Origin of the sequence: Pedobacter sp. UYP1, from assembly GCF_040547305.1 — a bacterium.
Taxonomy (GTDB): domain Bacteria; phylum Bacteroidota; class Bacteroidia; order Sphingobacteriales; family Sphingobacteriaceae; genus Pedobacter.
Genome location: NZ_JBEPPL010000002.1, coordinates 713,917 through 725,794, shown reverse-complemented (window position 1 = coordinate 725,794; position 11,878 = coordinate 713,917). Strand labels below are relative to the sequence as shown.

The 11,878-nt window shown below is 40.7% G+C and carries 8 protein-coding genes; all 8 read right to left on the bottom strand.

Going from position 1 to position 11,878, the window contains the following annotated elements:
• Positions 1-17: 17 nt before the first annotated feature.
• The 8 genes from ABIB30_RS07120 to ABIB30_RS07085 all read right to left on the bottom strand — a co-directional run bounded on the left by ABIB30_RS07120 (position 18) and on the right by ABIB30_RS07085 (position 11,871).
• Entirely contained in the window at positions 18-980 is a 963-nt protein-coding gene (locus ABIB30_RS07120) for an acetyl-CoA carboxylase carboxyltransferase subunit alpha (RefSeq protein WP_084359333.1), read from the bottom strand.
• Positions 981-1,061: 81 nt separating this feature from the next.
• Positions 1,062-2,609 (bottom strand): S10 family peptidase, encoded by a 1,548-nt coding sequence (locus tag ABIB30_RS07115; RefSeq protein ID WP_354300578.1) that lies wholly within the window; start codon positions 2,607-2,609, stop codon positions 1,062-1,064.
• Between the two features lie 129 nt (positions 2,610-2,738).
• Positions 2,739-4,088, bottom strand: a complete 1,350-nt coding sequence (locus ABIB30_RS07110) for an MFS transporter (protein WP_354300577.1) — start codon at positions 4,086-4,088, stop codon at positions 2,739-2,741.
• Between the two features lie 50 nt (positions 4,089-4,138).
• Complete coding sequence (locus tag ABIB30_RS07105) at positions 4,139-5,896, bottom strand: alpha-amylase family protein (RefSeq protein ID WP_354300575.1); 1,758 nt, start codon at positions 5,894-5,896, stop codon at positions 4,139-4,141.
• Entirely contained in the window at positions 5,893-8,214 is a 2,322-nt protein-coding gene (locus ABIB30_RS07100) for a glycoside hydrolase family 65 protein (RefSeq protein WP_354300573.1), read from the bottom strand. Before ABIB30_RS07100 ends, ABIB30_RS07105 begins: the two co-directional genes overlap by 4 nt.
• A gap of 2 nt (positions 8,215-8,216) precedes the next feature.
• A complete protein-coding gene (pgmB, locus tag ABIB30_RS07095; protein ID WP_354300571.1) occupies positions 8,217-8,897 on the bottom strand; it encodes a beta-phosphoglucomutase in 681 nt (226 codons plus the stop codon).
• A gap of 1 nt (position 8,898) precedes the next feature.
• Positions 8,899-10,752: a glycoside hydrolase family 13 protein gene (locus ABIB30_RS07090; RefSeq protein ID WP_354300569.1), complete on the bottom strand. Its 1,854-nt coding sequence runs from the start codon at positions 10,750-10,752 to the stop codon at positions 8,899-8,901.
• Positions 10,753-10,833: 81 nt separating this feature from the next.
• On the bottom strand, positions 10,834-11,871 hold the full coding sequence (locus ABIB30_RS07085; protein ID WP_354300567.1) for a SusE domain-containing protein: 1,038 nt from the start codon (positions 11,869-11,871) through the stop codon (positions 10,834-10,836).
• Positions 11,872-11,878 lie beyond the last annotated feature (7 nt).

The window sequence follows — 11,878 nt, the reverse complement described above, 5'->3', positions numbered from 1 at the left end:
AAACAACAGGATTGAATTTATTCTACGACTACGCCCATTGCACAGAATTTATCAATTCTGTTAGCGATCATCTTTTCAGTTTTCTCTTTTCCTAGTGCTTTGATATCTTTTAGAATCTGTGTTTTCAGCGTTTCGCCCATTTCTGCAGGATTCTGATGTGCACCTCCCAGCGGTTCTTTAATTACACCGTCGATCAGTTTGTTCTTTAACATATCTTTTGAAGTCAACTTCAGGCATTCTGCTGCCTTCTCTTTGAAATCCCAGCTGCGCCACAAAATTGAAGAACAGGATTCCGGAGAAATTACCGAATACCATGTATGCTCCAGCATATATACTTTATCACCGATACCGATACCCAATGCACCACCTGATGCACCTTCACCAATAATCAAACAAATGATAGGTACTTTCAATACAGACATTTCCATCAGGTTTCTGGCAATAGCCTCTCCCTGTCCGCGCTCTTCAGCCTCAATACCCGGATAAGCACCCATGGTATCAATGAAAGAAATAACTGGTTTATTGAATTTTTCTGCAAGACGCATTAATCTTAAAGCTTTGCGGTATCCTTCCGGATTTGCCATCCCAAAATTGCGGTACTGACGTTCCTTAGTATTTTTACCTTTCTGATGACCGATTACCATGACTGTTTCACCACCAATAGTAGCAAAACCACCAATAATCGCTTTATCATCTTTTACTGTACGGTCACCGTGCAATTCGATAAAATCATCACAGATCATTCCAATATAGTCCAGCGTTTGCGGCCTTTCCGGATGACGTGACAATTGTACTTCCTGCCAGCCTGTTAGACTTGCATAAAGTGCATTCTGCGTTTTAGACAGCTTATCTTCAAGCTCAATCAGTGTAGCAGACATATCTACTTTTGTTTTATCAGCAACCTGTTTAACCTTTTCAATTTGCTGCATCAGTTCAGCAATAGGTTTTTCAAAATCAAATGACGTTTTTATCTGTTCCATAAGTGGGCGGTAAAAATAGGTATTTTATTTTGAGTCTGTTTAAATTTAGATGATAAAATTAAACAGGCTCAAAATAAAAGACTAAAATTTTGAAGCTACTCCGGCTTTAGGTAAAGATTTACTGATAAAATCTCTCAGATCCTGATTTCCTTTCTCCAGATCAGCACTTCTTAAATACATCATATGACCACTTTCATATCCTTTCCAGCTCATTCTATCTTTTAATTTACCTCCCGGATCCATCTGCCACATGTTATATTTTGCATTAAAATAATCACATGCCCCATCAAAATAACCAGACTGTACCATTAAATGAAGCGAAGGATTTTGCGCCATTGCATCCCGTAAATTCTCAGCAGTACGGTTTCCGGTATTATCCCAGGGATAAACCGAGCCAAACATATTATACTTCAAATCAGTTTTATAATTGAGTTCATTGCGGATATACATATTGATGGCGGGTGTGAAAGAATGTAACCAGGAACTCAGCTCTGCATTATAATCAGGATCATCACCTGCATCCTGCTTATCTATACCACGATATCTGGAATCCAGACGGCCAATCGTAAAACCCTGATCCCTGAGTAATTCTTTCCAGAAATAACCAGTTGGGACATCCAGATTGTGCTGCAGAATCGTTTTTTCACTCAAACCCGAAAAAGCGGCCATCTTTGCAGCGATTATCTTTTTCTGTTCCTCTCCAAGCTGACTTCCTTTTGCCAGTGCCGGAATGAGTTCGTTTATTGTAAATTGCTCCACCTCGGGTAACAAAGTACTTAAAGTCTTTCCTTGTAAGTCCGATTTTAAGGCTTTGTGATACCAGGCCGTAGCAGCGAAATATGGTAAACGTAGAGCAGCCGATAAAGCATCCCCCCTTTCTATTCCTAAAGTAGTTGGAGAAACCAGCACTACTCCATTCAGGTACATCCATTGTGAATTTTGAAGCTCCAATGCAAGACCCGAAACCCGGGTGGTACCATAACTCTCTCCGATCAGGAACTTAGGAGAGCCCCAGCGGTTATTGCGGGTTACAAAAGTATTGATCCATTCGGCGAGGTATTTAATATCTGCATTGACCCCAAAGAATTTGCTGCCCGGTATATCTTTATTAATTGCTCTGGAATATCCCGTATTCACCGGATCGATATAAACAATGTCGGCAACATCCAGGATAGAAGATTTGTTCTCCTTATAGCCGTAAGGTTGAACTGGATACCCTTCGTCATCAATATTCAGCAACACGGGGCCTGTATAAGCAATATGCATCCATACTGATGCAGAGCCCGGACCACCATTAAAAGAGATAACCAGTGGTCTGTTGCTTCTGTCCTTGACATCAGATCGCTCATAATAGGTATAAAACAAACCTGCGATAGCTTTGCCTGTTTCATCCCAGACCGGTAAAGTACCAGTCACTGCTTTGTAGGGGATGCGCTGACCTTTGATGGTCACTTGATGTTGGGTAACAACCGTACTTTCAGTGACGATTTTTCGTGAATTGACTTCAGTATTTACTGAGGTATCGCTTTTCTTAGTATCGGGAATTGATTTGACAGGCTGCATTTTTTGTGCGTTTGCCGTCTGACAAACACACCATCCAGCCAGGATTAACGTGTAGAATAGTTTCATTTTAAAGGGATGGTTTAGGTCCCTTAAATATCAAAATAAGATCAGAATAATCGGTAATAACTTAAAAATGTTACTCTTCCGACTTCAATCTATTATGCCTCCGCATTCAATAGTTTAGCTGCAAATTATTTATTTCTCTTTACTTCCGCGGATATATAACACCGAGATAGCCCCTAAAATCATAAATATGCCAGCAATTACAATCGCATAAATTGCTTCACCGTTGTAAAACCGCTTCACAATCAGTCCGCCGAAAATGCCATTCACAATTTGCGGCATCGTGATAAAGAAGTTAAAGATCCCCATGTAAACTCCCATTTTGCGTGGTGGGATTGCGCTCGACAAAATCGCATAAGGCATAGAAAGAATACTTCCCCAGGCCAGACCGATACCAATCATTGAATAGATCAGGTGATCTGGATTCGTGATAAAATAAATAGAAAGCAGCCCCGCGCCCCCTGCCAGTAAAGAAAAAGCATGTGCCATTTTACGGCTTGTTGCTCTGGCAATAGCGGGTAATATCAATGCGTAAATAGCCGAAACCCCATTATAAACGCCAAAAAGAAAACCAACCCAATTCCCTGCATCCGCGAATTTAACAGAAGATGTATCCCCCGGCAACACTTTATAAATATGCTGTGCAATGGCAGGCGTTGTAAACACCCACATGGAGAATAAAGCAAACCACGAGAAAAACTGAACCAGCCCTAGCTGTTTCATCGTTAATGGCATATTGGAGAAATCCGTCAAAATAGACAATAACCCTTTTTGCTCCTCTACTTCCGGCTCCCCAGTATGGTATAAAGCCATTTCTTCCGGTGGATATTCTTTAGTAGTTAATACCGTCCACAGGATGGTTAGTATTAAAATTGCTGCACCTGCATAAAAAGAGTAAATCACATTGTGAGGAACCTGTCCCGCAGCTGCAACTTTAGATGCCCCCAGATATTCAGAAAAGATATATGGCAACCACGAACCAGAGATCGCCCCTGCCCCAATTAAAAAGGTCTGCATAGAGAACCCAAAACTCCTTTGGCTCTCTGGTAATTTATCAGCGACCAATGCCCTGAAAGGTTCCATTGCCACATTAATAGAAGCATCCATTATCATCAGCATTCCTGCCCCGATGATAATGGGCGGAAGAAAACTAGCCATCGCCCCCGAATTAGGCATCAGTATCAATGCGATAGCCGTTAAAATAGCTCCGATCAGGAAATAAGGTCGTCTTCTGCCAAAACGATTCCAGGTCTTATCGCTGTAATAGCCGATAATTGGCTGTACAATCATTCCAGTTAAAGGTGCTGCCAGCCAGAAAAGTGAAAGATGTTCCACATCTGCACCAAAAGTTTGCAGGATTCTGGAAGCATTTCCATTTTGCAGGGCGAAACCAAACTGTATCCCGAAAAATCCAACACTCATATTAAATATCTGTGCATTGGATAATCTTGGTTTGGAGGCAGCGGCTCTATTTTGTTCCATAAGGATCTATTTGGTTTTGGAGGTTCAGGAATTGTTTAAAATTTCAATAATTAGAAGGCTATAATCTGTGCCTGCATTGGCAATACCCAAATTGGTATGGTGTTATCTTTAAGACCAGTTAATTTCAAATCCGATAATTGATCCGCAGCAGTCGTCAAAGGACGGTTTTGTAAAATCTCTGCCGGAATCTGTACCTGGCTTTCCATTCTGTAATGACGGTCAAAATTCACCAGGATCAGTAAACGCTGATTGGCCGTATAACGGACATAACCATACATCCTTTTATTCATATTACCACCAACCGGGATTTCCCACAACTGACCTTTGGCTACAGCTTCAGCTCCGCCTGCAAATTGAAGCAGTCTTTTATAATAATTGCGAAGCTCTTTTTGCTGAGCACCTAATTGTCCACCATCAAAAGCACCATTATTCATCCATTTCTGATGTTCCGGGATTCCCCAGTAATCAAAAATAGTAGTCCGGTTGTCTTCTCCGCCAAAGCCTTCAGCACCTCTTCCCGGCTCCCCTGTTTCCTGACCAAAATACGTCATTACAGGCCCACCAGATAGAGTCGCGGAAACGACCATCGCAGGAAGCGCCAATTCTGCCTGACCTGCAAAACCTGCAGAAGCAATCCGCTCCTCATCATGGTTTTCCAGGAAACGCAGCATCTGATCTCCAAAGCCAGCACTTTCCTGCTGCCATACCTTTCTGATATCATTCACATCTGCCTGGTCTTCACTTCTGATCAGTTTTTTCAATCCATCATACAAACCAACCTTATCATATAAGTAATCAAATTTGCCTGTAGTCAGGAATGATTTATAAGTAGCGGGATCATAAGCCTCCCCAATAAAAATAAGCTCAGGTTTTACTTTTTTCACTTCAGGGATCACCCAGTTCCAAAACGCAAGCGGAACCATCTCCGCCATATCACAGCGGAAACCATCTACCCCTTTGGAAGTCCAGAAAACCAGGATATCTCTCATCTTAGTCCAGACTGCAGGAGTTGGTGTAAAATGTTGCTTTGCCCCGTTTTGCTCATCTACCCCATAGTTCAATTTAATAGTTTCATACCAATCATCTACCGAAGGGCTTGCTGAAAAAACATTATTTCCTGTAGCTTTTGCAGGCGACTCTGCATAATGTACCTGCTGCAAAACAGAAAGCGGTGTCTGCTGACCGGATTTCGGAGCCGGCACAACAAAATCCTGTCCGGGCACATAATAGTAATCATTGGCCGGGCTGAAGGCCACATGCACATCATCACCCTCCCCAAAATCTTTAACTCCCGCAGGCTTCATCTTCGACTGATACTGACGGGCCACATGGTTAGGCACAAAGTCAATAATCACTTTTAGTCCTTTCTCATGTGTTCTTTTAATTAATGCTTCAAACTCTGCCATCCGATGGTTAACATCCACCGATAAATCAGGGTCTACATCATAATAATCCCTTACCGCATAAGGAGAACCAGCCCTGCCTTTCACTACCTGCGCATTGTTCGCCGGTAATCCAGCCTGACTGTAATCCGTTAATGTAGCATGGGAAATTACCCCGGTGTACCAAACATAAGTAGTCCCGAGTTCTTTAATCCCATCCAATGCCTGCGCGGTGATGTCATTAAATTTACCACTGCCATTTTGCGCAATAGTTCCATAAGGAATGTTGCTTTGCTGCTTATTGCCAAATAACCTTGGCAAAAGCTGATAGATCATTATTTTTTCCTGCTGTTGCGCCATACTTTTATTTATAAATCCTGAAAACAGTAAAACAACTACAGTTAAAGTCCGGTAATGGCTTTTCATACCAATAGTCCTCTGTAATTAATTACGGTTTCACCTGCCTGAACAGGTTGTAACTTATTAAATATATTGATGTGCAGCAACTCTTTGCTGGTGGTATTGATAATGATTTCGTCTTTAGTGACTTTCACATTGAATTGATTTCCGCGGAAACCAATCGTAAACGCGAATGAAGTCCATTGTTCAGGAAGGAAAGGATTGAAGCACAGTGTATCATTTTTCACGCGCATTCCGCCAAAACCTTCTACAATACTCATCCAGGTCCCTGCCATAGAAGTAATGTGCAGGCCATCTTCCGTATCGTTGTTATAATCATCCAGATCTAAACGCGAAGTACGCAGGTAAAACTCGTATGCCCGGTCACCATCATTCAGTTTCGCTGCTAATATACTATGTACACAAGGCGACAAAGAGCTCTCATGAACCGTACGAGACTCATAAAAATCAAAATTCCTTCTTAACGATTCCAGATCATAGTCATCTTCAAAGAAATACATCCCCTGCAAAACATCCGCTTGTTTAATATAACAAGAACGCAGAATCCTATCCCAGCTCCATTTCTGATTTAACGGACGTTCTGATGCCGGAAGATCTTTCACCAGAATCTGTTCTTTGTCCAGATATCCGTCCTGCTGAAGGAATACACCTTGTTCTTCATCATAAGGCAGATAAATGTTCGTTGAAATTTCTTTCCAGTCCGCAAATTCTTTCTCTTCTGCTAAGGATGTCTTAGCTACAATGCGCTGATATTGCTCCGGATCTTCTTCCTTCACGATTTCAGCAGCTTCCATAGCATATTTTAAACACCAGCCAGCTAATGTATTTGTATACCAGTTATTATTGATATTGTTTTCATACTCATTTGGGCCTGTTACACCCAACATCACATACTGCTTTTTATCTGCACTCCAGTTTACCCTTTGTTTCCAGAAACGCGCAATACCGATCAGTACTTCTAAGCCATATTCTTTTAAATAAGAAGCATCTCCCGTATACCTGATATAGTTGAAAATTGCAAAAGCAATTGCTCCATTTCTATGGATCTCTTCGAAGGTAATTTCCCACTCATTGTGGCATTCTTCTCCATTCATAGTCACCATTGGATACAAAGCTGCTCCTTTATTGAAGCCTAACTTCTCTGCATTTTCAATTGCTTTTTCCAAATGCTTGTAACGGTAAACCAGCAGGTTTTTAGAAACCTCTTGTGGTGCGGTCGACAAGTAGAAAGGAATACAATAGGCTTCCGTATCCCAATAAGTAGAGCCTCCGTATTTTTCACCAGTAAAGCCTTTCGGGCCAATATTTAAGCGTGCATCTTTCCCGGTGTACGTTTGGTTCAATTGGAAGATATTGAAGCGAATTGCCTGCTGTGCAGCCACATCTCCTTCGATAATAATATCACCTTCCTGCCATTTGTTTGCCCATGCTGCAGCTTGTTCCTTTAATAATTCGTCAAAGCCTTTCGCCACAGCAGCTTGAACTGTCTTTTTTGCCTGTGCTAATAAATCAGCAGTCGCATAATTTTGTGAAGACAGATTAGTTGCTATTTTATAAATATCAATTCCTTCATTTAAGGTCAGTTCCACTGATCCGCTTTCTGAAAGATATTTTTCACGAGGTAGTTTATTTATAGCAAGCCCAACCGTTTTACCGTTTTTTAGCACTACAGTTTTAACACCTGTAATTACATCAAAGGCCGTTTTTTTAGTTCTTAATGTTAAGTATGAACCACTTTCATCCTGTGCGCTGCTTACTTCATCCCAAAACTTCTCTTCATAATTAGAATCCTGATTTTTCACATCTCCATCAATGAAAGCTGTCAAATCCAGTTTCCCCGAAAAATTAAGTGGTATCAATTGATAGTGTAAAGCTGCAATTTCATCATTGGCGATGCTAAAAAAACGCTTAGCCTTTACCTGTACCTGTTTACCTGAAGCCAGTTCTGCAGTAAACTTACGTCCCAGATAGCCTTCCTTCATATTCAGCACTCTTTGAAATGCCGTTACCTTACATAAACTTAAATCCAGCACTTCTCCATCCAGCTTCAGCTCCAGTCCCATCCAATCTGCTGCATTCAATACTTTGGCAAAATATTCAGGATATCCGTTTTTCCACCACCCAACACGGGTCTTATCCGGATAATAAACGCCTGCAACATAATTTCCCTGTAAAGATTCGCCACTGTAAGTTTCTTCAAAATTTGCACGCTGACCCATCCGGCCATTACCAAGACTAAATATACTTTCCGATATCTTATTCAAATGAGGATCAAAACCACTCTCTATGATGTTCCACTCTTCTGCTTGTATGTAATTCTTCATGTTTACCCTTTTACGCTATGCTTTTCTTTAACCAGATTAATCAATTCTTCAACGGTAACCGTTGAAAGGTCTTTATGGAACTCGTCCGCTCCCGGTAAATTCTCTTCCGTTCCAATACCTATCACAGCCATTTTTGCTGCAATTGCTGCCTGCACACCTGCTGCTGCATCTTCAAAAACGATACAATCGGCCGCTGCTGCATTTAATAAATCCGCTCCTTTAATAAAAACTTCAGGATCAGGTTTAGAAGTTGTTACCGCATTTCCATCCACAATGGCATCAAAGAAATGTGCCAGTTCTGTTCTTTCCAGGATTAAGCCTGAGTTCTTACTTGCCGAACCCAATGCAATTTTAATACCCTGCGCCTTTAATGCTTTTAATAAATCCAATGAACCCGGCAAGACCTCTGAAACAGACATCTTACTGATCATCGCTACATACCAGCTATTTTTCAAAGTCGCCAGTTCTTCTTTTTCTGCAGTAGTTTTGGTTACTCCTCCCCAGTTTAAAATCATATCCAGAGAACGCATCCTATTCACGCCTTTCAGCTGTTCATTCTGTGCCTCTGTAAAATCAAAACCCAATGAGTTAGCCAGTTTCTTCCATGCCTGATAATGGTAAACTGCCGTATCTACCAACACGCCATCCAAATCAAAAATGCACACTATAGTTGTATCTTTCATATTAATTCAATTCTAGTACCAGTGTTGTTTTAGCAGGGACACTGATCGTCTTCGCTGTATTTATTTTTTCTCCGCTGATCACATTGACCGCTGAGCTTGTATTTTTCATTCTTTCTGCAAACCTTGAAACATCAAGCATTTTAGCTTTATCTTCACTATTTAAGATGACCATTACGTCTTTACCTTGCTTTCCTTCAGTAATATACCTGAAATAAACATACAGACCATCTTCAGGAACAAATTGCATCATTTTTCCAGTTTGCAGTGCTTCACTTTTGGTGCGGTAAATAGCTAGTTTACTTACATAATTCCATGCTTCATTTTCCTTAGCAGTACGACCCGCAGCCGTAAATTTATCTTCTTTATCACCTTTCCAACCACCAGGGAAATCAGAACGGACTAAACCATCAGGATCAGAAAAATTCTTCATCAGGATCTCTGTTCCATAATATAACTGGGGAATCCCGCGCATGGTCAGTAAAATCGCCATACCAGATTTATACTTGTGTATATCTTCTTTGATCACCGAATAAAAACGGCTCATATCATGATTATCCCAATAGATAACGTTGCGGGTTGGATCCTGATATAGGAAATCTTGCGAAACCACATTATACAATCTGAAGATACCGTCTGTCCAGCCAGTTTTTCCATTCAATGCCTCATAAACAGCACTTTTCATCATATTATCGGTTACCCCCGGTAAATTCGTGTCAAAACCTCTGTTTACTGTATTTCCTTGTGTAAAATAAGCTTGTGAGGCTACCGAATTTACTAAAGTCTCTCCAAAAATAGATAAAGAAGGAAATTCAGCTTTCAATTTTAAAGCCCAGTCGGCCATATATTCCGGATCATTATAAGCATAGGTATCTAACCTTAAGCCATCAATTCCAGCATACGCTATCCACCAGATATGATTTTGAGTCAGGTAATTTTGTACATAAGGATTTCTTTCATTCAAATCGGGCATAGAGGGTACAAACCAACCATCCAATTGTTTTTTCTTGTCCAAAGCTGAGGAATGCGGATCCATTACAGGTTCATCGCGGTAGCTTGTTTGTGTATAAACCGGCCATTGGTTCACCCAGTCTTTCATTGGCATATCTTTAAAGATCCAGTGCCCTGTACCTATATGATTATGCACGATATCTTTAATAACTTTCATGCCTTTTGCATGCACTTTGTCTACATAAGTTTTATACAAAGCGTTTGTTCCGTAACGTGGATCAATCTTGTAATGGTCAGTTACCGCATAACCATGATAAGACGCTGAGGCCATATCATTTTCTATTTCTGGTGTCATCCAGATGGTAGTTACTCCCATTGTTTTTAAATAATCCAGGTGATTGATTACGCCCTGAATATCTCCACCATGACGGTAATACATAGAATCACGGTTCATTTTAGTTTCTGCCAATCCTTTAACCACATCGTTTGATGGATCTCCATTCGAGAAACGGTCAGGCATCAGCAAATAAATAAAGTCTTTATTGCTTACACCCTGAATTCTTGAAGTAGATTGATCCTTATTTTTCAGCTCATAACTATACTCCGATACCTTTTTTCCTTTATCCATAAAGGAGATTGGAAATTTACCCGCCTTAGCTTCTGCAGTAATTTCCAGATCAACGAACAGATAATTCGGATTTTCTACTTGATGTACTTCTATTAATTTTACCCCCGGATAACTCAACTGTACTTTATAGTCAGTTATATTTTTTCCATGGACCAATAGCTGAAGCTTTGGGTTTTTCATTCCTGCCCACCAGAACATAGGTTCTACATGATCCAGCTTTACCTGTGCCCATGCATTTGCAGTAAACAGAACAAATAGTACAATTAATAGTTTCTTCATTTTTAAGGAGTTGAGGATCGAATTTGCAAATTGGGATTAACGAAGGAAATGCCCTGAATCATCATCAGGGCATTTCTTTTTTTATTGTTTAGTAATCGTATAAGTATAGCTACCCGGCACACTCAGGTTCAAAGTGATCTTGTAATTGCCCGCAGCAGTTACAGGAATATTATCACCTCCATATTCTAAATTGCCGTCGGCAGGTTTATTATCACCGAAATTAATCGTGTAGCTACCATTCGCTCTGAACTTAAGTTCACCAGCCGATAAAACTTTAGTAACTGTCCAGACTTTGCTGGCGGCATCGTAAGTCATTGGGGTTTCATTGTCCCATGATCCGGTTGCATCACCAATAACTGCCCAGACTGTTTTAGTAGCTGTCCAGGTTAATCCTTTAGTATCCGCTTTCAGCAAATAATAACCAGCACCTTGAACTTTAAGGTTATCACCCGACCCGGCGATAAACGTACCAGGACTTAGCGTACCGTAATTGATATGGTTAAAATCAGGAGCAGAAGTAAATTTAAACTCATTGCTGGCATCCGGCAAATTGATATAACCTTCATATTGCTCATCGTCTTTAACCGAAGCAATCGTTACTGCGGTTGCACCCGACCAGTTGGAATAAGCGCCGATCACATACAATACCGGGGTCAGCTTGATGACCTGGTATGGTGTAACTACAATTGGAGTGACATTAGAATAAGCAGGTGCATAAGCATCACCTATACTTGCTTTAACCCTGATTTCAAGTTTACCAGCAACATCAGGCTTAAAGCCTAATTGAACTAACATATTGTTCAATTCTAAAACTGTAAATGTTTTGGTCAAACCTTGCGCCAAAGCAACCTCTACAGGTTTAGCGAAATTTTTCCCTGCACTATCCAGTTGTACCGCATAAGACACGCCCGCACTGTAACCAAATGAGGAGGCGGTCCAGTTCAATACTGTTGCTGGTTGTGCAGAATTAGCCACAGCTAGAACAAGGTTATTTTGTGAAGACGTTAAAACCGGTGTAGTACCTGTACTGGCAACAGTTTTAGTTTCATCCTTTTTACATGACACAAATAATAGCAGAAACAAACTACAGGCCATGCTTTTTATGAATAATGATTTCATCTCTATA